Here is a 26,306-nt window from a genome sequence, read left to right as displayed (position 1 = left end):
CTGGTAACTGCTGATCATAAAGGCTTCGCCATTTCATAAGTGAAATATTTGAATAACTGACATGAAACTCTCAAATCTGCTCTCCACGCTCGATTCACAAATCCCGATCGCCGCAGTTGATGTGCTGTCCCCCGATGAGGCAACTATCATTCAGTGGTTGACAACCGAAGCTCAACAAAAACTCGACAGTCCAGTGTTCTTCTGGAATCTGGGAGTATCAACCTTGGAGCAATGTTTAATTGCAGCAGATGGGGGATTGGTGTTTAAGCCAGTTACGGAGTACAAGAAACCACCACACGCTGACCCTCTGTTATATGTGTTTGATTACATTGCTAACTTTAGCGGAAATGGTGTATTTATCCTCGGAGATATTCACCCCTTCATTGCTAAAAACTCACCCCAATTGAGTTGGGAGATTTTATCCAAAGTTAAAAACCTTTACCACAGGTTAAAACCCACAGATAAACGCATTATCTTGTTGGGTCAGAACATACAATTACACGAATCTCTAGTCAGATTGATTCCTTATTGTGAAGTCCCTTTACCTAGTATTGACCAAATACTTGAGCATATCACTTCTTATTTGCATGACCTACAACAGTCTGCTATTGAACAGGAATTAACTTTCACTGTTACGCTAGAAAATGCTGAGTTTGAAACTCTTTCTCGTGCAGCGCTAGGTTTAACCTTAGAAGAAATTAGTGATTTCCTTCGGTTAACAGTCAAAGAAAACTTAACTAATGATGGTGTCGTTGTCGGCGCTGATTTTATCCCCAAAGCCGTTGAGTACAAAACTCGGCTACTGTCTCAAATGGGTATCGAGTTGGGTAAACCAGCCAGCATACCATTTGGCGGACTTGACTTATTGCGCGAATGGCTGACTCGTCGGCGGCGGTTGTTTACTGTCGAGGCGCGAAGTCTTAGCTTACCCCAACCAAAGGGTGTATTGCTGGCTGGCCCACCCGGAACAGGAAAATCTCACTGTGCCAAAAACATCGCTAGCATACTCAATCTACCACTTCTGCAACTCGACATTGCGTCCCTTCTAGGTTCACTCGTTGGCGAATCCGAAGGTAATGTTAAACGCGCACTGAAAACAGCATCCGCGATCGCACCTTGTGTCTTGTTTATTGATGAGGTGGAAAAGGCGCTTTCAGGTCAGGGCGATACTTCAGGTGTTAGTCAAAGGATTCTTGGAACTTTGCTTACGTTCATGAGTGAGTGTACTGCTGGGGTATTTATTGTAGCTACTTGCAATGATCCATCAGCACTACCAAGTGAGTTTAAGCGCAAAGGTAGGTTTGATGAGGCTTTCTTTGTTGATCTGCCTACAGAACCGGAGCGTGTACAGATTCTGGGGATTCATCTACAACGCTTTGGCATTCACCTGGAATCGGAGTACCTCGAAGCGATCGCAGCCAATACCGCGAAATTTTCCGGTGCTGAACTGGAAACCCTTGCTTCGGAAGCTGCTCTGCTGGCATTCGATGAGGGTAGACCGCAGCAGGTAACGCTTGCTGACCTGGAAACCTGCCGTCAAACCATTACCCCGCTTGCGATTCAGGACGCTGCGGCAGTCGAACGAATGCAGGCTTGGGCATCCACCGCACGACGGGCTAGTAGTCCTGTGGTTGCAGCGAAAACTCAGTCTCTCAGGGCTGCCAAATACAGAAACATGAACTGATGAGAAAGCGATTGTCTCCTGATTCTATGGGGGCGATCGCTCTTTTAGGTTCGTAGCGATTACGTTCAGTATATCTATCTCAGATGGGGTAAGAAAGATGGAAATCTATTTAGTGTATGTTGATGCTATCCAGAACAGCAATAAATTCTGGGCGGCCATTGTCGAAGATGGTAATTTAACAGTGCAGTGGGGCAGAGTCGGTTATCAAGCACAGACTAAAATCCACACATTAGGTAATTATCAAAGAGCCGTTAGCAAATTCAACAATCTAGTAGCCGAAAAGATGATGAAAGGCTACAGAAGAAGTCAGTCACAAATCGGCAGGAATTGTGAAGTTTCTGAAATCAACAGAGCGATTGAATTACTAGAGATTATTCGTCCTTATGTAGAGCAGAAAAACTTTTCAGTTGCTTATATCAATGCCCTAAATCAATATCTGAAGATTGTACCAACACCTTTGGGTATGCAAATTGAACCATACAGGGTATATCGCTCAGTAGAAGATGTTGATTATCAAATGGGATTGCTTAATTCTTTGTTAACCACACCTGCACCACAAGCTATTGCGGTGGCTGTTGGTCATGCCCCTGAAGCAACAGCAGAACCCAAGGTAGTCAGTCTCAAGACTATCAGCAAGAACTTCTGGCGACATTTGTAATTGTAAAGACCCGGATATAAGCTTTTGATAAAAATAGGAGCAAAAAAATGTCTAACACAGCAACACTACATTACGATTATTCATCTGAAGAGGACGAAGAATTAAGTTGGTTGTGGATAGCAGAAATGAAAGAGCCAGGACTACCTGAACCTTATTGCTATTCACTGCTTTTTAGCCCCGAAGCAACTCATGCAGCAGCGTTAATTAAAAATTTTCAGCCTTTATCTGGAGATGAAGCACAAGATTATGCCAAGCAATTAGCTTTTGGCTAAATAAAAAATAGAAGCTAAATATTCCCCAGTGCAGTATGTGCTGGGGGATATTTTTAACTGACTTTCAGCTTAATCGCTTGTTTGTCCTCTGGGCTTTTCGTATGACATCGCTTAACCATTAGAATATTTTTTCTGAATTGGGAAATTTTATGTAAATTTAACCACATCTACACGACGAAAGTTTACAATATAATTACTGAAACTAATCTAGCTACAACCAACAGGCTTTGGTTTGACCTATGACTGATAACAAACAAAGTGTCTCTCAACTGACTCAACAAAAGCCAAGACGTGTTTTGGTTGTAGCGCCAAGTGAACTAGCTATCCATCATCGTCACAGACAATCCTTTCAAACACCGCCTAATTTAAGCAATTGCATTTTCAAAGTCATCGCTAAATTGTCCATCGTCAGCGCTATGTTGTTTGGCATCAGTGCATTGGGCTATTGGGGACTAGAAATCGTTGAAGCTAACACAATCCCGACAATAGAAGATAGATATGATTGGCAAACCCAAAAACATATTTGTTTCGGTTGGATGCTAATTACTTTTTCTAGCTTTCTTGGGAGTGCTTCTTTTGGTAACGAGTTTTAATAATCAGATTGATCAGCCAGGGCGTTGCATAAATGCGGGATGAATTGACGGTTGTAACCATTGAAAGTCGTGAAAAATTGGGCGAAATCATCCCCTAATTCAGCAACACCAAGACAGAAGTCAGCTCACATCAAAGTATAAGATGAATACAAGTGTTATTAATGAGGTGGATCTACTACGATTACAGTCGCTGTGCCATTGAGGAGACTGTAAAAATCATTGTTTTTATTCGGAGCAAGGAAATTATCTATAATTCCCACAGCCGTGATTTTGGCACTATTCTGGATCAAGTTGTTAGGCAAAATCAGTGTAAATTTTGTCAGAGTGTCAACTCCATTTGCGGTTGTGACAGTTAGTTGTATACCGATGCCCGAATTCACAATGCTAATTTTATTCGGTGGGTAAACAACACCATTGTAGGTCAAAGAACCATTTGTTATGTATGTAATTCCTTCTTTCGGGAATTGGTAAGAAATTACTACAGAACTTGGCGATGGACTGACAGTTTGGGCAATTACTGGTGGTGTCAAAATCCCTACTGGCACAGCTAAAGTCAATCCAATCCTAATCATGAAACAGCAAAAGTTATTTATCTTCATATTTGACTACTCTTATGTTTAGCAATTAACTTCGACTTCCTCACATTCTCATCAAGTCTTACTTTGACTTCATCTCTTTGGAATTACCAGACTCTACTTAGAAATATACTTAAAATTAATAAACAAAATTGATAAATTTTGGTTAATTATCGATTAAGAAAGGCTTTATCCCTCCTCCGCAAACACCATACACTGCTAACCACCAAGTTTGCTCTGCGGCTGTTGTAACAACACAGTCCATTGCCTATTAGTAACAATTTATTTAATTTCAACTTTTACAATTGCTGACATTCCCGGATGAAATCGGGATTCATAACCTTGAATACTTGACCCATCAAACATAATCTTGACGGGAATTTCATGTAGCGAATTACTCGTCAGATTATCTTCTGGCATAAAAGCGATACTATCTACCTTGCCTTGAAATTGGCGATTAGCAAAGGCTAAGACTGTAATTTTCACCTTTCGTCCTGGCTGTATCTTTTCTAACTCCATTTCTGGAAAATAAGCAATGATCCAAGGATGTGGTTGCATTATTGATAAGAGAGTTTGCCCTGGAATCACCTGCTGTCCTACAAGGACATTTTTATTCCCAACTATTCCTCCAACAGCAGTTGCAATGTTAGTGTAGTTTAACTCCAGTTCCGCTTTTTTTACCTCTATCTGCTTTTGAGTGAAATTAGTCAGTGCTATCTTATATTGTTGCTCATTTAGTTTCTTTTGCTGATTGAGGACTTGTGCTTGTAAAGTTCTTTTTTTAATTAAAGCTTGTTGTTCTATTTGAGCATTTTTATTTTTAGGGACTGCCTGTGATTGGGGAATATCAACCACAATTTTGGAAATCTTTTCCCGTGCCAATCCTGCTTGCTGTTTAGCTAATTCTAGAGATGTTTTTGCCTGAGCCAGAGATAATTGATAATTGCTTTTATCAAGTTTCAATAGTACCATGCCCGGAGATACCATTTGATTCTCATTAAACCCAATTTCAGTGACTGTTTCTGCTACACGAGTCGTCACAGGGTTGATATCTGCGGTGACATGAGCATTATCAGTTTCTAAATATCTTTGTCTATCAAGCCATTCCGGGTAAGCATAACTGACTAAATAAATTGTCAGTCCACCCAATAATAATCCCGACCCTGTAAGTAGTAGCAGATATCGAATCCAAGAAAGTGATAATTTTGACTTCAGAGTATTATTCGATTCAGTAGAAGTCTTGGTTGCCTCCTGCTGCGACGATACAGAAGTTTTTTCTGATGGTGATATTGTAACTTTTTGGGACTGTTGTAAAAAATTTTTAAGTTTCATCTTGGAATGTTTTACAAAAAAACAGTAGATTGATTAAGTCGAAACGTATAAAACAGCTTTCCCAGGAAAACGTCTGTCAAGCAGTTGTTGAGCTAAATCTCCAATCTCTGTCCAAGAAGCTTCTACATCAATATGAGGACGTAACTGACCTGCTTCAATAAGCTTTAAAAGCCGTTTCAGTCCCACCGCCGCTGATTCGCGTTGAAGTTCGTGGAACAGAAGCAGAGCATAGAGGCTAGCACCCGCAGTTGCGTAAAACTGCGAAGCATCGAATGTTACTTCCGAGCCCCCTGAAGTTCCAAATAGCACTGTTACACCATCCGGTGCGAGTAATTTCAGGGCTGTTGATAAGGTACTACCTCCCACTGATTCTAATATCAGATGATATGGCCCATATTCAATTGCGGGTAATAAGTCTTCCCCAATTACTACTGATTGCGCCCCCGCTTCTTTTACTATAGATTCATAACCCGCTTGACGAATGTAACCCACAACTTGCGCTCCACTCAATCGCGCCAACTGGATAGCAAAGTTCCCAACACCACCCGATGCCCCCGTAATTAGAATTGAGCGACCCAACAGCGAACCACCTTTTAGTAGAGCATGGTAAGCAGTTAGACCTGCTACAGGTAATGTTGCCGCTTGAGCAAATGATACTGACTCCGGCAGTTCTGCTAAAGCATTCGTCGTCACCGATACCAGTTCCCCCCAAGCGCCGGAACGCACCAATCCTACCACACGTGAACCTTTTGCTGGCCCAGAGCCATCGGTAGCAGGAGTTTCAACTGTACCAGCCAAATCCCAACCAGGTCGCCAACCAGCATCCGCATTCATTGAACGTCTTACTTCTCCCCGGTTGAGAGAAACTGCTGCAACTCTCACGAGTGCTTCATTGGGTGCGGCTATCGGTGCATCCACCTCCCCAAGTGCTAAACGCCCTGGCACATTTGGGTCAACAATCACAGCACGGATTTTGCTCACAGTGAAAATGTCCTCAGTTTACTTAGAGTTTTAGTTAATCTTCCGCTATTCGCGGTCTTTAATAAATACATCTGTGTATATAGATAGACCTTGGATAGCTACATATTTTCCTTAAGAAGGATATCAAACATGGAACTACCACACTTTGCGCCATCTGCACCGACATTGATGGTGGAATGCCGCAGCTTCTAAATGGGGGTATGCGTAAAAGTTCATCTCTTTGAAGAAACTAATACCTAAATACTCCGTAAGAAGTAGAATAAATATTCTTTAGTCGTAGTAGTATCAGGACAAAGATTGAGCGCAATTTTTATACACCTGAATAAAAATCGGAGTAGTACTAATGGCTACATTTACCGTTACTAATACCAACAATAGTGGTGCTGGTTCACTGCGGCAGGGAATTCTAGATGCTAATGCTCTGTCAGGAAAAGACATCATCAATTTTGGTGGACTGTTTAATGACGGACTTGCTCATACCATCAGTTTGACTGCTAGTGGTCTAAGTATCACAGATGACCTTACCATTCAAGGTACAAATCCCAACTTACTAACTATTAGTGATAATAGTGCGACACGTCTCTTTGATATTGCTAGTGGTGTAACTGCTGCAATCAACGGGTTGACTATTACCAATAGTTACAAAGGTACAGCAGGGGGCGGTGCTATCTCCAATGAAGGTGTCCTGACCTTGAACAATACCATCATCGCTGGTAACACTGTAACCAATAACATAATACTCAATGGACAACTATTTGGCGGCGAGGGCGGCGGCATTTACAACTCTGGCAACCTTACACTCAACCACAGTACTATCAGTGGCAACAATGTAAACACCGTCGCTAACAGTAATAATGATCTATCTACCAGCGAGGGCGGCGGCATTTACAACTCTGGCAACCTGACACTCAACCACAGCACTATCAGTGGCAACAATGTAATTTATAGCATTCAGATTCAAATAAGCGACGGCGGCGGCATTTATAACTCTGGCAACCTGACAGTCCAAAACAGCACCATTACTGACAACACTGCAACATCATCTAACTTTCAAGTAGCATTAGGTCTGGGCGAGGGCGGCGGCATTTACAACGCTGGCAAGCTGACAGTGCAAAACAGCACCATTACTGACAATTCGGCAGATAACGGCGGCGGTATCATTATAGAAGCACAATCTGTCGGCTCCAAATTAAGCGCCCTTCTGGAAAATAGCACCATTACTGACAATACTGCAACTTATAACGGCGGTGCCATCTTTAACTCAGGCAACGCTATAACCACAGTAAATCATAGCACCATTAGTAGCAATTTGGCAATGCATGATAACGGCGGTGCCATCTGGAATGGAGGTCTATTCACACTGAACGACAGCACCATCAGTAACAATAAAGAAAACGGCTTCCCTGTCAACCACGAGGGCGGCGGCGGCATTTACAATCGTGGGACTCTATCGGTGAGTCACAGTACCATCAGTGGCAACACGGCAACTTATAACGGCGGCGGCATTGCCAATAGTTATAATGGCACTTTATCGGTGAGTTACAGCACCATTAGTGACAACACTGTAACTGTATTTGAGTCCGGTGACTACGGCGGCGGTGGTGGCATTGCCAATAATGGCACTCTATCGGTGAGTCACAGCACTATTAGTGGCAATCAGGGACACTTTGGCGGTGGCATCTACAACGATGGCACTCTCACAGTAGACAACAGCATTATCAAACACAATAGAGCTTTCGGCATCGAACTCAGTTCTGGTGCAAAAGAGTCTGGTGAAGGTGGCGGCATTTACAATTACTCTGCTGACTATAGTACTGCCACACTGAACTACAGCACCATCGCTTGTAACTTTGACACTCCACAAGAAGATTCAACTAAGTTTATCAAGGTCGATAATCTTGTAGGTAATTTCATCAAGAAAGGTTCATTGGTCAAAGTTTAAAACCATATTCTTTTTGTGACATCTCCGACACTGTAACCGCTTTAGTTCAGTATCGGAGATGTCAAACCAATTCGCAATTAGCAAGTCGCAATGGGTTGCGCCCCGCTACGATAACGCAATTATTACCAATCCCCCACTGCGGAAACTTCACCAATAGTTTCTTGATCACAATCTGCAAAGCAGGGTCATCATTCCAGCACTCTTGCAAAAAGTCAAACCCCGGATTCTGAAGAGAATTCGCTGCGACTTTGAGTTTCTGTATACACTCAGGTCGTACATTTGACCTAGCTACAATTGCCTCATGTGACCATTTTTCAGCACTGGGGACAGACGCGGTATCATGTCATAATGGCGATCGCCTTAGAATGGCACCCACTTATTTGAGAGGCGAGCACTGATTATATTTCGTCATTGAGAAAGCTTTATTATATATCAACACCCTCACCTGGACTATTCTTCAATACAGTTAACGCTTACCAACGCAGCGCGGCAATTAAAGCCGCAGTTGAATTGAATCTTTTTACTGCCATCAGTCAAGGAATTGAGTCAAGTCAATCATTGGCACAAAAGTGTCAAACCTCTGAACGAGGTATGCGAATATTGTGCGATTATTTGGTGATTATCGGCTTTATGACAAAGGAAGCTGAAGGCTATAGGCTCACTTCAGATTCAGCGATGTTTTTGGATCGGCAAAGCAAATTTTATATGGGAGATGCAATTGAATTTTTACTATCTCCCATGATAACTAACGGTTTCAATGACCTGACTGCTGCTGTCCTCAAGGGAGGAACTGCCGTATCGTCCCAAGGAACTTTATCACCAGAACATCCAGTATGGGTGCAATTTGCAAAAGCTATGTCACCAATGATGGCAAATCCCGCACAATTAATCGCTCAGTTGGTGAATGAGAATAAAATAGAGCCTCTGAAAGTGTTGGATATTTCAGCAAGTCATGGCTTGTTTGGTATTGCAATTGCCCAACATAACCCGAATGCCGAAATTTTTGGTGTTGATTGGGCATCTGTTTTAGAGGTTGCTAAAGAAAACGCCAGGATAAAAGGAGTAGGTTCGCGTTACCATACAATTGTCGGTAGCGCTTTTGAAGTAGATTACAGCAATGACTACGATCTAGTTTTACTGCCTAACTTCTTACATCATTTTGATGTAGCAACATGTGAACGGTTACTGAGAAAGATCAAAGCTTCGCTGGTTGTTGATGGAAGAGTTCTCGTTTTTGAGTTTATTCCTAACTCTGATCGCATTACGCCACCTGATGCTGCTGCTTTCAGCTTAGTCATGCTAGCAACAACCCCTAGTGGCGATGCCTATACATTTGCAGAGTACGAAAGCATGTTTAGCAATGCTGGTTTTTCCCATTGCCAACTTCATTCACTCTCGCCTACTGAACAGCAAGTAATAGTTGCATATAGATGAATTTATAGCGAAATCAGGTTAAAAAGTTTGGCGTTGCTGATTCCATGTATAAAAATGAGCCGAAACTGCTATATTTTACGAGCAACAACGTAGTAAATTAACTCCTCATACCATACACCTTGCTCGGTTTCTAGTGCAGCAATCTCTTCATCATAGCTGGCTTTGATCTGGCAAATTTTTTGGGGTGTTAATTCCCGTAACGGATTATCGATATGTAGCCAAAATTGCCCATTCCATCTACTTTGTACTTTTTCTAAGCTCAGGTAAGTCCCCATCTGTCGAGGATGAATTTCAATTTGGTCAAACTTGGCTTGAGTTAATAGGTGTTGAATTCGCTCTGGTGTTCCCAATGGTTCGTGCAGATTTGGCAGTGTAATTCCATTTTTTGCACAAGCTTCTACAATCGACAATGCTAAATATGAATCTTCAGACGAACAGGTAAATGCAATGAATCCGCCAAACTTGAGACAACGATACCAATTCTCTAGGATTTTAGGAATGTTAGGAAAAAGCACGATGGCATAAGAACAATAGATCGCATCAAACTTGTCTGCTTCAGGTTGATATGCTTCTGCATCAACTTCAATTAGCCTAACATTGGATAAGTTTTCGGCTTGAATTTTCTGTTGAGCAATCTTGAGTAGTTCTGTTGCGATATCAATTCCAATTACACAACCACTTGGGTTTACTTTTTGAGCAGATGTGATTGCAATATTTCCTGTTCCTGTCGCCACATCTAAGACGGATTGCCCAGGGCTTGGAGTTACATAGTCAAAAAGTGCAATTGCACGATTGAGGGTGACATCGTTATCATAATTGGTTCTGCCATTGTAAAAATTGATGATTTCCTGCTTATATGTCATAAATAGCAACAATTTAGGATCACAAATGGCCAAATAAGCTGAAAGTGCTAAATTTTCATCCTCTGCTTACTTTAACCTTAAACTGTCCGCGCATCTGAATTGACTTGTCTAGTAGTCTGCCAAGGTAACTTTGCTAAGTAAAACCTCTAATTGGTAAAATAACCAAAAACGGGGTGTGGTATGGCCAAAAAGTACATTGTTGACTTGAATGAAGATGAAGTTTCTCAGCTACAGGCAATAATTAAAAAAGGTAAGCACAAAGCAAGAACTATAACCCGTGCAAACATTCTTCTGATGGCTTCTGAAGGAGAAAGGGATCAAGCGATCGCTAGCATAGTTAGAGCGCATGTTGCAACAGTGCAACGAATACGAGAAAAATTTGTCATTGGTGGGTTAGATTTTGCTTTAAAGGATGAAGTTCATCCACCAAAACCTAAAAAATTAGATGAAAAGCAAGAAGCATTTTTGATTGCAACGGCTTGTTCTAAGCCGCCAGAAGGGAGAGTGCGTTGGACAATGCAATTATTAGCGGATCACTTAGTAAACCTTGGGATAATAGATTCAATTTCCGACGAAACAATACGTCAAACTCTAAAAAAAACGAAATTAAACCGTGGTTAAAAGAACAGTGGTGTATTCCCGAAGTTAACGCAGAGTATGTATTCAGAATGGAGGATGTGTTGGATTTATATAATGAGCCTTATGATCCTAAACGCCCTGTAGTCTGCTTTGATGAACGTCCCTACCAATTAGTAGAAGAAGTAAGACTTCCTTTACCACCAGAGCCGGAGCAGCCTGAACGTTATGATTTCGAGTATAAGCGTAACGGGACAGTCAATTTATTTGCATGTTTTCAACCCTTGGCTGGATGGCGGCATATCGAAGTTACAGAACGTCGAACTAAAGCCGATTTTGCTCTTCAAATGAAAAAGTTAGTAGATATTGATTATCAAGATGCTGATATTATTCGTTTAGTAGTTGATAACCTAAATATTCATACTCCCAGCGCGTTATATGAAGTTTTTCCACCAGAAGAAGCACGTCGAATTATTCAAAAATTAGAGTTTCACTATACTCCTAAACACGCTTCTTGGTTAAATCAAGTAGAAATTGAATTATCTGTTTTATCTCGCCAATGTTTAGAACGGCGTATTCCTAATGCAGAAACATTAACTTCTGAGATTGCTGCTTGGGAGAAACAACGTAATCAACAAAAAGCCAGTGTCTATTGGGGTTTCCAAACCAAAGATGCTCGTCGAAAAATGCAGCGTTTATACCCGGATTTAACTTAGCAAAGTTGGCTTGGTAGACTACTAGCTTGTAATTGACATAACACACTTTACTCATCACACTTTACCAGCACCTCATCCGCCGTCACCAATCCCCACTGCGGAAACTTCGCCAGCAATTTTTTGATCACAATCTGCTTTCGCCGGATCATCCTGCCAACACTCCTGCAAAAAGTCAAATCCCGGATTATCCCCTGAATTTGCTGCTCGATTCAGTTTTTCCCTTCTTACAGATCGCATATTTGACCGCACTACAATCGCCTCATGCGACCATTTTTCAGCACTGTGAGCAGGCGTGGCAGAACTTTCACCCTCATGATCCGCTTTGACTTCTGCACCTGAAACTTCGTTTTCTCCTGGCAAGAAAGCAGATTGACCCTGTTCTACAAGCCCCTGAGTTTGATTAGCGATCGCTTTCTTGTCAGAAAATTCATTTTGAGCGATGGGCGCGGCGGAAAAAGTACCTGCTCTACAAGACGCTGCGCGAAGATGACAGCCTTTCACCTTTTCACCAGTGGCTTGATTTTTTCCTGACAACGTTCGCGCAGCGTCTCGTAGAGAAGCTGATTGACTCTGTTCTACTTGGCATCATCGTGCTACTTGATTAAAAGATGTATTGCACGACGAACATATACTTGCCAAGGCTCAGTCTGAGGTTGAAAAATTTGCGCATAAAGCATAATTCCACTCATCATATCAAAAACTAAACTAGGATCTAAATCTGCGTGAACTTCATTTCTGACTTTTGCTCGTTCAATTACAACAGCAAAAGCTTGCCGTCGAGGTTGCAGATATTTTGTCCAATAAATTTCAGCAAATTGAGGACTAGTTGAGGCACTACTGATAATCATGGCAACAGTCTGCCGTCCCAAAGGACTAAGCGTAACTTGCGCGGCATTCTCAATCAGAGCATCAATATCATCCCAAAGACTACCAGTGTCAGGGATAATAACTTCTTCTCTAAAACTTTCTATTGCCGATGCAATCAGTTCTTCTTTACCTTTGTAACGTCGGTAAATAGTGGGTTTACTAACTCCTGCACGGACTGCAATTGCATCAATACTTGTACGTTCATATCCTACTTCTGATAGTAGTTCCAAGCTTGCTTGCAGAATGGCTTGATGAGATTGAAGGTTACGAGGTCGTCCTGGCAGATTTTTCGCGGGTTTATTCATGCAATTATCATCTCAAGGCATCGGTATTTAAACAACTTGCAAACAGTTATTGAGTTGACTTCTCTTATATTTTACGATACCGTATCGTAAATATAACTTCTATTCACTCAAAAGTGAGAAAAAACATGACTAGCTTTTCAAGCGGACGAACACTGCCATTACCCCCTGGTCGCTTGGGTTTGCCCATCATTGGCGAATCCATTAGTTATTTGCAAGAGCCAGCACGTTTTATTGGGCAGCGACAAAAGCAATATGGAGCAGTCTTCAAAACCCATCTATTTGGTCGCCCAACGATTGTCTTAATTGGGGCAGATGCCACACGTTTCCTATTCACTAATGAAAGTCAGCGATTTGAGATGACTAATACTACAAGTTTTGAGGTGCTACTAGGAGCCAACTCAATTGGAGTCAAGACAGGTACTGCTCACCAAAAACTTCGTAAACAGTTGTTCCAGTCCTTTGAGCCAAGAGCGTTAGCTGACTATGCCAAAACAATGGAACAGTTGACCCATCGTTATCTGCATAAATGGGAAGAGATGAAAACTTTCACTTGGTATCCTGAACTGAAAAAATACACACTTGATATTGCCTGTAGGTTGTTTATAGGTGTTGATAATGCCGCAAATGAGAACTTAGAAAAAGTTTACGAAGCTTGGAGTAATGGACTATTATCTATTCCGATTCGATTTCCTCTAAGCAAGTTTGCTCGTGCAGTTCGTGCGCGAGAGCAGCTTCTTGTACAATTTGATCAGTTAATTATTCAACGTCAAAAACAGCCTATTGCCCATCAAGATGTTTTAGGAATTCTATTACTTGCACAAGATGAGGAAGGAAATGGTCTGAGTATTGAGGATGTCTTAGATAATGTGTTAGCAATGCTTGTTGCTGGACACGAAACTTTAACCTCAGCATTAACTTCCTTATGTTTATTGTTAGCTCAACATCCACAGGTGTGGCAAACAGCACGTTTGGAACAAGCGAAAATTGGACACGCACAACTGCTGACACCAGAAAGTCTTAAGCAAATGACCTATTTAGAGCTTGTGCTAAAAGAAGTTCTACGGATGCTGCCTCCAGTCGTTCGTAGCGGTTCGCGCAAAGTACTTAAAGAAAGTGAGTTTGCTGGATACCGTATCCCCCAAGGCTGGGACGTGTTTTACCAAATTCAGGAAACTCATCAAGACGAGAATGTTTACGTTCAATCTCAACAATTTGACCCACAACGTTTTGCATCTGAATCCACTCAAGACAAACAAAGGGTTGGAAGCTATATTCCTTTTGGTGGTGGGATTCGAGAATGTTTAGGTAAAGAGTTTGCTCGGTTAGAAATGAAACTGTTTGCCGTATTATTGATCCGTGACTATGAATGGGAAATACTTCCTGGACAAAATCTAGAACGCTTAGTACTACCATTTTCTCGTCCAAGGGATGGTTTGAAAGTAAAGTTTTGGAGGCGCTACAGCTAACAACATGAAAACGTTGCAAGAACTTACAGCACTTGCGTCTGTTATGAGGTACAATAAATTAAAATATAAATACCTTTAAATGAAGTCATACTCTGTCGATATTCGAGAAAAAATAGTTGCAGCACATCTTCAAAAAAGCATCTCAATCAGAAAAGTAGCTAACATATTTTCCGTCTCAAAAAGTTTAGTTCAAAAGCTTGTAAAACAGCAAAAACTTGAAGGGAATTTACAATCCAAGCCGCGAGGAAAACCACAATTTAGTCATCTAACAAATGCTGACATAGAGTTGAGAGAATTAGTTGAATCAAATCCCGATGCAACATTGATAGAGTTGTGTGAATTATTCGCAGACAAGACTGGCAATTGGGTAGGTTAAAGTGCAATGTGTCGTGCGTTACAGAAATTAGGATTAAATCGAAAAAAAACAAAACGGAGTACCCAAGCAGGGACTATTAGAGTCCTAAATTTAAGATTAGATTATTGGGAAAAGGTCAAACATATAGAGCCAGAAAATTTAGTATTTTTGGACGAAACTGGTATTCTACTTGGGTTAACGAGGACTCATGCCCGTTCACAAATGGGAACAAGAGCCTACTCTCTCAATCCCTTTTATAGAGGATCAAAAGTTACAGTAATTGGAGCAATTAGTATTAAAAAAGTAGTTGCATTAATGACAATGAATAACTCAATGGACGGCATTGCATTTGAATTGTTTGTTGAGAAGTTTTTAGTGCCAAATTTATGGTCAGGAGCAGTGGACGTAAATTGATAATTTATCCGCACATAAACTAGATTCAATTGTGCCAATGATTGAAGCTGTAGGTGCGAAAGTTATTTGTTTATTCTCATACTCTCCCGATTTTAATCCCATTGAATTATGGTGGTCACAACTTAAATCTTTTTTACGTAGTTTCACTCCAACTACAACAGAAATGGTTGATAAACTAATCTCAGTTGCACTCGATTTAATAAATCCTCAACATTTAAGAAACTGGTTTGCCAGTTGCTGCTACTGTACCTCATAACAGCCGTAAATGCTGTAAAGCCCTGATTCTATCCTGAACTGCCTGCCACTTTGAGTTTTTCCATACCCACAAGTTCACATTTGACAAAGCTACAATCGCCTCATCTGACGATTTTTCTTTCTTCCTTCCTTTTAGTACAGGCAGGTCGGATTTTGTGTCTTCTTATAAGTTATTTTTAGAGACTTGTTGCTGGGCGATAGCAACCTTGTGTCGTGTCTTAACTACTTCCAACGCCTCTAAACTAGGCTGAGTTATAATCCATGCAGCACGTTTCATTAAACGTTCACACCAAATATTCAATTTGGGATAGTCATCCAAGGATACACTCATACTAGATAACTGAGGGATCACAGTCCCCGCAACGACTTCTGCTAAAGTCAGGTGTTCCCCAGCAAAATAAAGATTATCACCAAGTAGACTTTCTAAGAAAGTTAGCACCGTTGATACTTTATCCAATGCAATCTTAATTTTTTCTGGCTCCTTTATAGGTAAACCTAAAAAAATAGAGAAAAGTGGAGCGATGGCAGTCATTAACTCATTAACAGTAATCATTGCTACCATTCTTACACTTGCTATCACCTGAGCATCACTGGGCATCAGGGCTGGTATGGGATATTTTGCCTCTAAGTAATCTAGGATCGCCAGGGATTCTACAATTCTGAAGTCATCATCTACTACTAGAACTGGAACGTGATGAAAAGGGTTTATTTCTATGAACTCTGGGCTGAATTGTTCCCCATCCAGTTTGACTTCTACCAATTCAAACTCCAGCCCTTTTTCCAATAACGCAATCCATACACGACGAGAGTTTGGAGACGTGGGAGAATGATAAAGTTTCAGCATGGAAATAACTTTTTATATTGTGCAGGACTTGGTAAATCAACTTATTTACTGTACATTCAGACCATTACAATCGCTACCCCTCCCAATTAAACAACACCCCATCAACAATCGCAATTCCCCACTGCGGAAACTTTACCAGCAACTTCTTGATCACAATCTGCTTTCGCCGGATCATCATTCCAACACTCCTGCAAAAAGTCAAAACCCGGATTTTCCCCAACCAGAGAAGCCATCTTCAGTTTCTCCATTCGCAATAGTCTAGCTTTGGATCTAATGGCGATGTCTTCTCTACGAGACGCTCCGCGAACGGCGGTAAACAACGCCTCATACCAATTCGCAATTCGCTTTTTCGCCCATTCGCAATTAAAAAACTTAGATGCAGCAAAGCTTTCAAGTCTTACATCTGTATCAGATTTTTCGTGAAATGGTATCACTAGATTTTTGCACTTGATAATTGACTACAGATATATTCCACTGCTTCTCAAACTTGCTGATTGTTGCCCTAATGCTGGCGTAATACTTGCTATCTAGCAAATATTGAATTACCCATAATGGGGGCATTCTCCAAGGTTTGCTCTATCCAACCATTCAAATATCTCACTTTGATTTAATGACACGGGCGCGGCGGAACAAGTGCCAACTCTTAGAGACGCTGCGCGAACATCACAGTCTTTCGGCTCAAAACCAGAGACTTGATTTTCTCCCGACAACGAAGCGGAATTACTTTGTTCTACCTGCCCCTGTGTTTGATTTGCGATGGCTACGCCCGCCGCAGGCATCGCAGAATTTAAAGATTTCTCATTTTGAGCGACGGGCGCGGCGGAACAAGTACCTCCATGACAATCTTTCAGTTCAAAACCACTATCCTGCTTTTCTCCTTCCAACAAAGCAGACTCATCCTTTGCAGCATCCACAAGCGTTAGCGTCGTGCAGTCCATTGCCACAGGCGAGTCTTCCTCCTTCTCTGACACGCCTTGAACAGTCTGAGGAGACGCGACCCTCAAGGGAGCGTGAGCCGTCTCCTCCTCACGCGAATTTCCTGTAAGCGTGTCACAGAGACAGTTCACGAACTCTTCAAAAGAGTTCGTGAACTGTTCCTGAGCAGTTAGTGAGTTTTTCTGAAACCCTTGCTCTGACTCACTTTGACCTAAAATAGATGCTTGATTTAAAGCATCCATTTCTTCACAGCCAGCATCTATCTCTGAATCCCCAGCATTTAGTTCTCGTTTTTCAGAATTTGGTTCTCGTTTTTCAGTATTAGCTTTCTCCCAAAATTCCGTCATCCGGCTGCCATGTAAATTCTTCACCATCCACTTCACTGTCTCCCGGCAATCCTGAATCGACTTATCCGGCTTAAAAATGAACAGACCACTATCGGAGAGAACTTTCTTCGCACAGATAAAAGTACTGTAGCCCAAAGCACTTGGTGGCGACATCCACAAAGAACCGCAAAGATTAAACGTCCAGCATTCCTGCTAAAATTGCGTCACTGATGACTTTTGCTGCAAAACCCACAGCAGCTATGTGTAGTTTATCTATCAAACATGGCGCGTAGCAACACACATCAGCGACAAGGCTGCAAGTGGAGAATTAGGATTGATACCAGAGCATAATTGAGCGAAACGATACTTCTTGTCAGATTTCCCATAATTACCAAGCAATACTTCTGCACCAACCGTATGGTTATGGGATAAAGCTTGACACTAAAACCAAGCGGCTCCAGAATTTTGTAGAAAAGCTCTCTTGTGACTCCCGAACCAGGTCGGTGATGAACCTCTGTTGCTGATACCCAAGTTTGCTCTGCTGCTGTTGTATGACCTCCTCGTTTGATTAGGCGATATAGCCATAAGCGTAAATTCCATAACCATAAACCTAATCCTTTAAAGTTCCAGGCAGTCAACTGAGGATCGTGATCTGTGATTAAGATCCCGCCTGGACGCACTAAACGCGCTGCTTCCGACAACACGATGTCCATCTGATCACAGTGATGTAATGTGGCATTCAATACTACAATATCAGCAAAATTGTTAATAAAAGGAAGTTGATGAGCATCTGCTCTGACTGGTGTATAGCCAAGACGTTGAGCCATAGACAATGCACCATAGCTAACATCTACACCAATTAACAATTCTGGTTTACCCCCAAGTGTTGCATACAAATTGCCCGGGCCACAACCAATGTCTACAACAATTTTCTGATCCCAACTCCCCATCGCCGCTTGCCAGCAGGACTTAAACACTTCATCTCGATGACAATTTTCAAAGTAGTTTTTTGCCCACAAAGGATGTCCAAAGTAATAGCTATTCGCTATGATTGCTGGACTGGTAGTAGAAATAGGAAAATTTAAAATCCCTTGTTCTCCTATTTCTACTCCTGAATCAGCAGCAATATAAGGACTGAGAACCGAATATGAAGAAGTTAGCATACCTATCACCAATAAGTAAGATCCTGCATCAATCAGTTTGCTATTAATTAAACCCTTATTTTAAGTGCTATTAATAATAGCTTTGCTCTTCAATTTTCTCAAATCTGTCTGAAGATAGATGAATCTACCTTATTAGACACAACAATAGTATTAAAATATACTACTTTTGGGCAAGAGTTCATCTAATTCACCAACCGCAAAGAAATACTGGTAGAGACGGCTTGGCGTTGGGAGTGGGAACGAGTGCTGAAATATGCCAAGTTGAAGTGCTTTACACGAAGAAGTTGCGCCAGACATCGTTACCAATTTTAAAGTTAACAAAAATTAGAATGCAGAAATGCTCAAAGCGGAAAAACTTTGCCAGAGTAGAAATAAGGCTTTTGACATTTACCTATGTGCAGTTAAATGACTCAAATATTTGAAGGTGCAACCAAACCAGACGATTATATCCGTGTTGCTCAACTTGCAGAAGTTCAGGCACAAGGCAGTTTGTTAGTCTACAAAGAAAAACATACTATTGCTTTATTTTACTCAAACAATACAGTTTACGCAATTGATAACCGTTGTCCTCACATGGGCTTTCCCTTACAAGGAAGCACTTGCAAAGATGGTATTGTTACCTGTCCTTGGCATTATGCCCGGTTTGATCTGAAGAGTGGTGGAACGTTTGACTCGTGGGCAGATGATGTTCCTTGTTTCGCAGTAGAAATCCGTGATGGTGAAGTCTGGGTAAATTTAGCACCACTACTTAACCCTCATGCTCACTACCGCCAACGTCTGCAAGACGGTTTAGAGCAGAATATTTCTTTAGTGATTGCCAAATCAACACTCGCACTGTTAGATATAGGGGTGAATCTGGTAGAACCATTTCTCATGGGGTTAGAATTTGGTACTCGTTATAACAAAGCAGGTTGGAGTACGGGTTTAACTATCCATACTTGCATGATCAATCTACTACCTTATCTGGATGAAGAAGACAAACCCCGTGCCTTATTTCATGGACTTTCGGCAGTCGCTAATGATAGTGCAGGTGCGCCACCAAAGTTTATCGTTCAGCCATTGCCTAACTCTAAAGTAGATTTTGCAACTCTCAAAAACTGGTTTCGCCAATTTATTCAGGTACGCGATGCTGAAGCAGCAGAGAGATGTTTAGTTTCTGCGATTCGTTCAGGAGCGAATTCAAAGCAAATAGCAGATATGCTGTTCTGTGCTGCTACGGATCATCGTTATCTTGATGTTGGACATACGCTAGATTTTATCAATAAAGCATTAGAAGCACTTGATGCTATAGCTTGGCAAGCAGCAGAATCAATTCTGCCTAGTCTAGTTTCAGGTTTAGCCAATGCTTCCCGGATGGAAGAATCCAATTCCTGGCGCTACCCTGTAGATTTGGTGGCAATATTAGAGTTGGCTTTTGAGCAATTACCGACTGTATTAACTATGGGAAAATCTCGACAAGGAAGTTGGTCACAAGTAGATGAACTAGTACCAATTTTATTAGGTGAAGACCCACAAGTGATCGCAGACTCGCTGTTGAATGCACTGTCAGCTGGTTGTACTGAAGAACAATTAGCTGGTGTAGTTACTTATACAGCAGCATTACGAGTAGCTCGTTTTAATACTAACAATGACTTTGGAGATTGGAATTCGGCACATCATCCATTTACTTTTGCTAACGCTGTGCATCAAGGGTTACGACGAGTCTCAACAGTCGAACTACTCAGAGGTGTGTTTGATGCGGCAATGAGTGTCTATTTGAATCGTTTTTTGAATGTACCACCAGCACGACTTCCAGAACCAAAAGACTCCGTTCCAAATCCCGAAGAATTGCTCCAGCAACTACCCGATTTATTAAATCGTCAGCAGCAAGTTAACCAGACAGGTCAATTAGTGGCGAATTATTTATATAGTGGTGGCAATGCTGAAAGACTTATGGCGATGCTAGGGAAATTGATGCTGAGAGAAAACCGTGATTTTCATGTAATTCAAGAAATAGAAGCCGCTTTTCGTCAGTATTCTCTATTAGGTGACACTACTGCTAGGATTTATGTATTAGTTGCTGCTGCTCGGTATTTAGCAGCCCATTCTCCCACTATGCGATCTCTTGGACAAACCTATCAAATCGCTTATCGGTTACATAAAGGCTCACGCCTATTCGAGGAATCTTGACAAGCTTTCGTCTCAAAGCTCCCGGATGTGGGGTGAGTGGTTGCTATAGGGCAACCGCCAACCGCGCTATTCATTCCAATCAACCAGCACCCCATCAACAACCGCAATCCCCCACTGCGGAAACTTCACCAGCAACTTCTTGATCACAATCTGCAAAGCAGGGTCATCATTCCAACACGAGAGCAAAAAGTCAAACCCCGGATTCTCCCCAACCAGAGAAGCCATCTTCAGTTTCTCCATTCGTAATAGTCTAGCTTGGGATCTGATGGCGATGTCTTTAGCGGTAAACAACGCCTCATACCAATTCGCAATTCGCAATTAGATGCAGCAAAGCTTTCACGCCTTACATCTGTATCAGATTTTTCTTGAAATGGTATCACTAGATTTTTGCACCTGATAATTGACTACAGATATATTCCACTGCTTTTCAAACTTGCTGATTGTTGCCCTCATACTGGCGTAATACTTGCTGTCTAGCAAATATTGAATTACCCACAATGGGGGGCATTCTCCAAGGTTTGCTCTATCCAACCATTCAAATATCTCACTTTGATTTAATGACACGGGCGCTTGATTAGCGATCGCAGAATTTAGAGAAAATTCATTTTGAGCAACGGGCGCGGCGGAACCAGTACCTTCATGATAGTCCCTCGCTTCAACTCTACAATACTGGTTTTCACCTTCCAACGAAGCAGATTGACTTTGTGTAGCATCCACAAGCGCCAGCGATGTACAGTCATTCGCCGTAGGCAATTCTTCAAGTTCTGACGCGCTTTCAGTACGTGAAGGCGACGCGCCCCTCAAGGGCGCATGAGCCGTCTCCTCTTCACGCGGATTTTCAGTTGGCGCGTTAGAACCAACTATCATACCAACAACCTTAGTTGGTTGTTGGTAGGTAGTTAACAGGTTGTTAAAAACGTTGTTAGGATTTTGGAACCCTTGCAAATCCTCACTTTTTTGACCATTCTTTTGGAATGATTCCAAATCAGGCTGGATTTGTTCCACTTTGGGGTGATTTTCATTCCGTCTGGACTGGTTTATCTTCTCCCCGGCGTGGACGGCTTTTTCGTCATAAGAATTAGTTTCCGCAGACGTGGACGATTCCCAGTAAAAGCGATTGTAATAACCGTGCAAGTTGCGGACACGGTAGCTAATCAACCCAGGTCTACCAGAGGGCAAGCGGCCAAACACTTCCTCAAACTGAAATAATCCTTGGGCAGTCAACGCCGCCCCTGCTTTTTGCAAGGATTTGTAGGTGAGGTTAGTATCGAGTTTATGGGCAGAACCCCCAAATTGTTCAGCCGCCACGCTATCTAACCAAAGCTGCTGCACAGATGGAGGCTGTTGACGAACCCAGTTAATATCCTCAATTGATACTTTGCAATGTGGTCTAATTGATTTGTCTGCATCCGTCTGTTTGCGGTCATTACGCTGTTTGCTGCCACCGTTAATTGCTTTTAACGCTGTAGTCATAAATTATCTCCTAAATTTGCATGACAATGTGAGCGACATGGTTGCAATGCCGCGTTTAAGTTTTTTAGCTATTCTCAAAGCGAGTCTTTATCTACTGCTTCTCGCCCTTCCAGAACCGCAACTCGTCTCGGAAATACCTATCAGTCTTTTTCGATTCGTTCTGCCAGTGATCCCAGGCAACGATTACCTCATCTCCTAATTCTTCTACTACCTCACCCCTTTCCACATACAAAGTACGGTATGGGTCGGCGTGGGCAACAATAGAACCAAGCCCGATTGTGTCCGGTTCAGTAGATGCCGTTTGCAATGCGATAATTAACTCTGTTTCCTGGGTAGTCAATTCTGCTAGATAATCTGATTTAATCACCTCATACTCTTGCGCCACTGCCCAATAGTCCTGCCACGTACACCCCGGTTTAGCTAGCACTGACCTAATATCACTAACCGCTTGAGGCAACATTTCCAGTTGTTCGGCTCGATATGCGATCGCAGTTGGTGTAGGTTCACTCCCCAAAATTATCGCCGCAGCTTCGAGCGCTTGGGTGTTGTTCATCGCACTAGCAAGATTCTTCAACGCCATACCCATGAGTCGCAGACATTCTTGAGCGTTTTCCTTGGGTGGTTCCTGCGCTAGCGATCGCAAATCAATGGTTTTCTCTAAAGCTTGTTTCACCTGCTTGTTTAATGCTTTAGTCGACTGTTGGGTCATAGTATTTCCCCATTCTTGAGAAGGGCGCTGTTCAACTGCGTTTTCCAAATCCTGAATGCGCTGCCTAAGCTGTTGGTTCTCAGCCTCCAGCTGTCGTAGCGATTCCATCTCATCCAAACGCTGCTGCAACTGGATGTTTTGCTCCTTCTGCTGTTTGTATAGGTTTTGCAGAGATTGGATTTGCTCACTTACTTGTTCTTCGGCTCTGGCTGTGGCTTCTGACTGTAGCCCAATTCTCAATTCCTGCTGTAAGCGCTCTAACTCTTGCTGGTGTTGCTCTTTGATTTGGGCGATCGCTTCGGCGTATTCTTTTGGGTATGTGCGCTCTGCTGAGAATGACACTATTGCGTCATTTAAACCAGTCAAATCAGCATTGTTGATTAACAACCTTTCGCCATCAGTAAAAGTGACAATCTGCTGCCAGCGATTCGGTGCGTCTGCTTCAATCACTCCCGAATCCCCATATCTGGGATGTGAAAGGGAAGAAACGGTGACAGAATTACACAATTGCGTTTTGACTTTTTCTTGTTTTGTGCTACTGGTTCTAGTGGGTGACGTATTTCTTGGAACAACCTTCTGAACTGCAAGAGCAAAATCGGCGGCAGTGGGGAAGGGTTTTTCTTTCGCTGCGATCGCAACAGCTTGCTCTAACTTGTCAGGAGTTTTGACCAACCGGAGTAAGGAGCGAGTTTGAGAGGGTTTAGTGATTTTTACCCTCAGTTCCTCTGGCAGGGTATCAACTACTTTCTTCGCAGACAGCAAATCTCTGACGCGTCGATATCCTCCGTGTTTGGTTAACTCGTTCTCGCAATATTCTTCAAAGCTGACGTGTCCACCATCTTCGTAATAGTGGTTGTCTCGCATAAGACGTAGTTCATCTATTGCTTGCCACTCGAATCTGTCGATGGCAGTGAAGGTTTCTTGGATACTGGTGTTGACAACACTGTAATCCAGTGCTGTTGTTTGTTCTCTGTCTAGTGTCAGCATATTTCTTGCTCACTATGGTAGATGCCTAAAAGTTGAGGTGTTGCAGCTTAACCAAAGTGAACAAGAGCAGCTGATTTGGAGGGTTTTTCCAAAAATGTGTCAGCATTATAGTTAGTTCACTTTGTCGTGAATGAATTGAACGGGCGATCGCTAACTTTGGACGGTGGGCGATCGCTTCTAGTTGTTGTGCTATTTATCTAAAGATAATTCCAGTAGTTACTCCGATTGTTAGTTGCAAAAAATACAATTACTAAATTTGTATACTAATGAGGCAATAACGTTTGCTTTATGCTAACCGCATCATTAGTAGAAAAATTATTCCATCTCTTGCACTAAAGCAGCTTTAACCTCGGCATCAAAATTTACACCAAGGGCATCAGAAAGCTTACGCAAAGTTTCACGCGGTAAAGACTTTGCATCTTCTGTTTCTATACGATAGAGGTTCCCAACACTCATACCAGCCTGGGCTGCTACCCAAGTTGGGGATAGACCCTTGGACTCTCTAATCTCTCTAATCCGAGTGCCTAGAGCAGGCAAATCAACCGACAAAGTAACTTGCATTAAGTTCATAACTTCACTTCTCCATTAATGTAAGCAAATCATAGCGCTTCTTTCCTCCGTTTTCAAGCTTTACTTATTCAGCTTTACTTATTCAGTGAGACTTTACAAGTACAACTTATTAAGCTATACTACAAGGTATGAGGGCAAGGGAAAGCAAACTGCCTGCACCCGGACGCAATAAAGGGTTTGCACTATCTGAACTTTGACAGCACAATCCAGAGTGACTGCTTGAGGAGCAACCGAGGCACTGGCACAACCAGAGAAGGCGAGGGGTACACAGCATGGAAATGGATTTGCACTGAATAAGAAATTACTGGCAGTTGAAGCGTTTAAGCTCATACACGTAGCCTGATACGCTGTATCTCCTGTTTTGGTATTGCTCAAGTGCTACTGGCTTTGAGTCACAAATATATGGCTACGCCAAATCTTTTTGAGAGCGTTGTGCTAAACCACAACGTTGTTTGCACACATCACAAAGGCGATCGCTTTGCCTGGAAAACTTCGCGATCGCCTTTTCCCCGATTAAGGAGATTTCTATTATGAACTATACAACACATACACAGCAAGCAATTTCTAGTTCTTCTGTTGACGAACAAGCCGCAGCCCAAGCAGAACTGTACAGCCACCTGGAAACCCAAGCCGAAGCTGTAGCCCCAACCCAAGATCCTCTCACCAGCAGAGATCGCCGCATCATTGGCGAGATTATTGAAGTGGAACCCGAATCCATTCGCACCATCTGGATCGAAGGCGGAATCACAGTATGGGTGCAGTTTGTGGAAGGCGGAAGGCTACCCTTTGACCGAGACTGGTTCGCTACACGAGTTGCAGAAGTAAAAGCGACCTTGCCAGAAACCCCATTAGAAAGGAACGAACGTTTAAGCGATGAACTGGAAAAAGCCTGCACTGTTTTTGGTCTATATCACGGCGAAGTTAACTGGTTATCATTTAGCACCAAACTCTATCAAGACGGGCATTTTGTCGGCTTCGTCGGGTGCAATCAAGAAGGTTGGTACGCTCGACCCAGACAGTACGGGGTAAATCGGGTTGCTGGCAGTGCCAAAGATGTGATTGCGCTGTTGGGAGTCCGAACGGCAGTAGCGGCGTAAGTTTCTGAAGGTAGAAAAGGCGATTGCTCCCCCTAGAGTTATGCAATCGCCTTCAAGCTTAATCGTTAATGAACAGAATCATGACACAAAGTAGAGCAAGTAACCTCTTGCTTGAAGTAGATGAGTGTCAAGAAAATATTCTCCTACCTGCTACAGATGCGAATGCAGAGGTGAAAGAAATCCTTAGTACTGCAAGTGAGAAAGGCGATTGCATACCTAGAGTTATGCAATCGCCGTTCAACCGAAATTTATGACAATTTAAATCATCATGGCATATCAAATATGATTAGCCCATTTTCTCTTCAACAAGCCGATTGGGATGAATCCCCAGAGAAAATTCTCCTACCTCCAACCGACCCCAACGCAGAGGTGCAAGAGATTTCTGGCTACAAGCTGGTTTACGCTGACGGAACCTGCCCCAGAAATTATCGAGTGTACAAAGGCGATTCAATGATTGGGGTGATATTTCAACACCTTACGCACTGGTCTAGCGGAATGGATTCTCTTCGATACGCCGAGCCGATTGATGCAGCAGTCGGGTTGGATGACTTTATGACGATGACAGGCTACTTTATAGCGACTACAGAACAACCACCCACGGAAGAAGAGTTGCTAGATAAGGAATTTGATTCTCTGACGAATGACGAATGGGAGCGGCTGAAGAGGTACGTTCCACAAGCGAAAGATTTAGTTGCAGCGTAGGGAAAGGGGTGGGCGGTGCTGCCCACTTCCTCAATAAAACTG

At 42.4% G+C, this 26,306-nt stretch carries 29 protein-coding genes; 15 read left to right on the top strand and 14 right to left on the bottom strand.

Translation table 11 applies throughout. From position 1 onward, the window contains the following. Positions 1 to 61: 61 nt before the first annotated feature. The 4 genes from GTQ43_RS31460 (at position 62) to GTQ43_RS31445 (ending at position 3,207) form a co-directional block, all read left to right on the top strand. Complete coding sequence (locus tag GTQ43_RS31460; RefSeq protein ID WP_265276678.1) at positions 62 to 1,684, top strand: AAA family ATPase; 1,623 nt, start codon at positions 62 to 64, stop codon at positions 1,682 to 1,684. Between the two features lie 97 nt (positions 1,685 to 1,781). Beyond that, positions 1,782 to 2,342 (top strand): WGR domain-containing protein, encoded by a 561-nt coding sequence (locus tag GTQ43_RS31455; protein ID WP_265276676.1) that lies wholly within the window; start codon positions 1,782 to 1,784, stop codon positions 2,340 to 2,342. Positions 2,343 to 2,389: 47 nt separating this feature from the next. Beyond that, positions 2,390 to 2,614, top strand: coding sequence for a hypothetical protein (locus GTQ43_RS31450; protein ID WP_265276675.1), 225 nt, complete (start codon positions 2,390 to 2,392; stop codon positions 2,612 to 2,614). 239 nt (positions 2,615 to 2,853) lie between these two features. Continuing rightward, positions 2,854 to 3,207: a hypothetical protein gene (locus GTQ43_RS31445; RefSeq protein ID WP_265276673.1), complete on the top strand. Its 354-nt coding sequence runs from the start codon at positions 2,854 to 2,856 to the stop codon at positions 3,205 to 3,207. 158 nt (positions 3,208 to 3,365) lie between these two features. Here the strand turns inward: GTQ43_RS31445 and GTQ43_RS31440 are convergent, their stop codons facing one another. The 3 genes from GTQ43_RS31440 to GTQ43_RS31430 form a co-directional block, all read right to left on the bottom strand. Beyond that, positions 3,366 to 3,806 (bottom strand): hypothetical protein, encoded by a 441-nt coding sequence (locus GTQ43_RS31440; RefSeq protein WP_265276672.1) that lies wholly within the window; start codon positions 3,804 to 3,806, stop codon positions 3,366 to 3,368. 258 nt (positions 3,807 to 4,064) lie between these two features. Continuing rightward, positions 4,065 to 5,114, bottom strand: a complete 1,050-nt coding sequence (locus GTQ43_RS31435; RefSeq protein ID WP_265276671.1) for an HlyD family secretion protein — start codon at positions 5,112 to 5,114, stop codon at positions 4,065 to 4,067. A 33-nt stretch (positions 5,115 to 5,147) separates the two neighbouring features. Next, entirely contained in the window at positions 5,148 to 6,095 is a 948-nt protein-coding gene (locus GTQ43_RS31430; RefSeq protein ID WP_265276670.1) for a zinc-binding dehydrogenase, read from the bottom strand. 343 nt (positions 6,096 to 6,438) lie between these two features. Between GTQ43_RS31430 and GTQ43_RS31425 the strand changes: the two genes are divergently transcribed. Next, positions 6,439 to 8,037: a beta strand repeat-containing protein gene (locus GTQ43_RS31425; protein ID WP_265276669.1), complete on the top strand. Its 1,599-nt coding sequence runs from the start codon at positions 6,439 to 6,441 to the stop codon at positions 8,035 to 8,037. A gap of 411 nt (positions 8,038 to 8,448) precedes the next feature. Continuing rightward, positions 8,449 to 9,471, top strand: a complete 1,023-nt coding sequence (locus GTQ43_RS31420; protein WP_265276668.1) for a methyltransferase — start codon at positions 8,449 to 8,451, stop codon at positions 9,469 to 9,471. A gap of 68 nt (positions 9,472 to 9,539) precedes the next feature. Here GTQ43_RS31420 and GTQ43_RS31415 read toward each other — a convergent pair whose 3' ends face one another. Then, positions 9,540 to 10,334 (bottom strand): class I SAM-dependent methyltransferase, encoded by a 795-nt coding sequence (locus GTQ43_RS31415; protein ID WP_265276667.1) that lies wholly within the window; start codon positions 10,332 to 10,334, stop codon positions 9,540 to 9,542. Positions 10,335 to 10,514: 180 nt separating this feature from the next. Between GTQ43_RS31415 and GTQ43_RS31410 the strand changes: the two genes are divergently transcribed. Beyond that, positions 10,515 to 11,626 (top strand): IS630 family transposase gene (locus GTQ43_RS31410; protein WP_414859159.1). Its coding sequence is split into 2 segments (ribosomal slippage): positions 10,515 to 10,935 and positions 10,935 to 11,626, totalling 1,113 coding nucleotides; the frame shifts between segments, so codons are not numbered across the junction. Positions 11,627 to 11,698: 72 nt separating this feature from the next. Here GTQ43_RS31410 and GTQ43_RS31405 read toward each other — a convergent pair. After that, positions 11,699 to 12,160, bottom strand: coding sequence for a hypothetical protein (locus GTQ43_RS31405; RefSeq protein WP_265276665.1), 462 nt, complete (start codon positions 12,158 to 12,160; stop codon positions 11,699 to 11,701). A gap of 59 nt (positions 12,161 to 12,219) precedes the next feature. After that, a complete protein-coding gene (locus GTQ43_RS31400; protein ID WP_265276664.1) occupies positions 12,220 to 12,798 on the bottom strand; it encodes a TetR/AcrR family transcriptional regulator in 579 nt (192 codons plus the stop codon). A 125-nt stretch (positions 12,799 to 12,923) separates the two neighbouring features. On the opposite strand from GTQ43_RS31400, the gene GTQ43_RS31395 reads away from it, so the two are divergent. From GTQ43_RS31395 to GTQ43_RS41875, 4 genes are all read left to right on the top strand, one after another. Further along, positions 12,924 to 14,264, top strand: coding sequence for a cytochrome P450 (locus tag GTQ43_RS31395; RefSeq protein ID WP_265276663.1), 1,341 nt, complete (start codon positions 12,924 to 12,926; stop codon positions 14,262 to 14,264). A 79-nt stretch (positions 14,265 to 14,343) separates the two neighbouring features. Beyond that, positions 14,344 to 14,640 carry an IS630 transposase-related protein gene (locus GTQ43_RS31390; protein ID WP_265276662.1) on the top strand — a complete coding sequence of 99 codons (297 nt, stop codon included), beginning with the start codon at positions 14,344 to 14,346 and terminating at the stop codon, positions 14,638 to 14,640. A 6-nt stretch (positions 14,641 to 14,646) separates the two neighbouring features. Then, on the top strand, positions 14,647 to 15,033 hold the full coding sequence (locus GTQ43_RS31385) for a transposase (protein WP_265276661.1): 387 nt from the start codon (positions 14,647 to 14,649) through the stop codon (positions 15,031 to 15,033). Beyond that, on the top strand, positions 15,029 to 15,289 hold the full coding sequence (locus GTQ43_RS41875) for a transposase (protein WP_414859168.1): 261 nt from the start codon (positions 15,029 to 15,031) through the stop codon (positions 15,287 to 15,289). The genes GTQ43_RS31385 and GTQ43_RS41875 overlap by 5 nt, the downstream gene beginning before the upstream one ends. Positions 15,290 to 15,451: 162 nt before the next feature. Here the strand turns inward: GTQ43_RS41875 and GTQ43_RS31380 are convergent, their stop codons facing one another. The 4 genes from GTQ43_RS31380 to GTQ43_RS31365 all read right to left on the bottom strand — a co-directional run bounded on the left by GTQ43_RS31380 (position 15,452) and on the right by GTQ43_RS31365 (position 18,557). Further along, positions 15,452 to 16,132, bottom strand: coding sequence for a glutathione S-transferase family protein (locus tag GTQ43_RS31380; RefSeq protein ID WP_265276660.1), 681 nt, complete (start codon positions 16,130 to 16,132; stop codon positions 15,452 to 15,454). 101 nt (positions 16,133 to 16,233) lie between these two features. Next, the gene (locus GTQ43_RS31375; protein ID WP_265276659.1) at positions 16,234 to 16,566 is read right to left on the bottom strand and encodes a hypothetical protein; all 333 of its coding nucleotides are present in this window, start codon (positions 16,564 to 16,566) and stop codon (positions 16,234 to 16,236) included. Positions 16,567 to 16,674: 108 nt separating this feature from the next. Next, positions 16,675 to 17,568, bottom strand: coding sequence for a hypothetical protein (locus GTQ43_RS31370; RefSeq protein WP_265276658.1), 894 nt, complete (start codon positions 17,566 to 17,568; stop codon positions 16,675 to 16,677). Positions 17,569 to 17,696: 128 nt separating this feature from the next. Then, the gene (locus GTQ43_RS31365; protein WP_321162528.1) at positions 17,697 to 18,557 is read right to left on the bottom strand and encodes a class I SAM-dependent methyltransferase; all 861 of its coding nucleotides are present in this window, start codon (positions 18,555 to 18,557) and stop codon (positions 17,697 to 17,699) included. A 405-nt stretch (positions 18,558 to 18,962) separates the two neighbouring features. Between GTQ43_RS31365 and GTQ43_RS31360 the strand changes: the two genes are divergently transcribed. Continuing rightward, the gene (locus GTQ43_RS31360; protein ID WP_265276657.1) at positions 18,963 to 20,726 is read left to right on the top strand and encodes a Rieske (2Fe-2S) protein; all 1,764 of its coding nucleotides are present in this window, start codon (positions 18,963 to 18,965) and stop codon (positions 20,724 to 20,726) included. Positions 20,727 to 20,792: 66 nt separating this feature from the next. Here the strand turns inward: GTQ43_RS31360 and GTQ43_RS31355 are convergent, their stop codons facing one another. The 4 genes from GTQ43_RS31355 to GTQ43_RS31340 all read right to left on the bottom strand — a co-directional run bounded on the left by GTQ43_RS31355 (position 20,793) and on the right by GTQ43_RS31340 (position 24,465). Next, positions 20,793 to 21,044, bottom strand: coding sequence for a hypothetical protein (locus tag GTQ43_RS31355; protein WP_265276656.1), 252 nt, complete (start codon positions 21,042 to 21,044; stop codon positions 20,793 to 20,795). 36 nt (positions 21,045 to 21,080) lie between these two features. Next, positions 21,081 to 22,199 carry a hypothetical protein gene (locus GTQ43_RS31350; protein WP_265276655.1) on the bottom strand — a complete coding sequence of 373 codons (1,119 nt, stop codon included), beginning with the start codon at positions 22,197 to 22,199 and terminating at the stop codon, positions 21,081 to 21,083. A gap of 91 nt (positions 22,200 to 22,290) precedes the next feature. Beyond that, positions 22,291 to 23,895: a hypothetical protein gene (locus GTQ43_RS31345; RefSeq protein WP_265276654.1), complete on the bottom strand. Its 1,605-nt coding sequence runs from the start codon at positions 23,893 to 23,895 to the stop codon at positions 22,291 to 22,293. Between the two features lie 315 nt (positions 23,896 to 24,210). Further along, positions 24,211 to 24,465, bottom strand: coding sequence for a helix-turn-helix domain-containing protein (locus GTQ43_RS31340; protein WP_265276653.1), 255 nt, complete (start codon positions 24,463 to 24,465; stop codon positions 24,211 to 24,213). A gap of 530 nt (positions 24,466 to 24,995) precedes the next feature. On the opposite strand from GTQ43_RS31340, the gene GTQ43_RS31335 reads away from it, so the two are divergent. The 3 genes from GTQ43_RS31335 to GTQ43_RS31325 all read left to right on the top strand — a co-directional run bounded on the left by GTQ43_RS31335 (position 24,996) and on the right by GTQ43_RS31325 (position 26,264). Then, positions 24,996 to 25,562 carry a hypothetical protein gene (locus GTQ43_RS31335; protein WP_265276652.1) on the top strand — a complete coding sequence of 189 codons (567 nt, stop codon included), beginning with the start codon at positions 24,996 to 24,998 and terminating at the stop codon, positions 25,560 to 25,562. 80 nt (positions 25,563 to 25,642) lie between these two features. Next, positions 25,643 to 25,816 (top strand): hypothetical protein, encoded by a 174-nt coding sequence (locus tag GTQ43_RS31330; protein WP_265276651.1) that lies wholly within the window; start codon positions 25,643 to 25,645, stop codon positions 25,814 to 25,816. Positions 25,817 to 25,844: 28 nt separating this feature from the next. Next, positions 25,845 to 26,264, top strand: coding sequence for a hypothetical protein (locus GTQ43_RS31325; RefSeq protein WP_265276650.1), 420 nt, complete (start codon positions 25,845 to 25,847; stop codon positions 26,262 to 26,264). Positions 26,265 to 26,306: the final 42 nt, after the last annotated feature.

The organism is Nostoc sp. KVJ3 (genome assembly GCF_026127265.1).
Classification (GTDB): domain Bacteria; phylum Cyanobacteriota; class Cyanobacteriia; order Cyanobacteriales; family Nostocaceae; genus Nostoc.
Note: the sequence above shows the minus strand (reverse complement) of the source record. Positions and strands in the feature narration are given on the sequence as shown.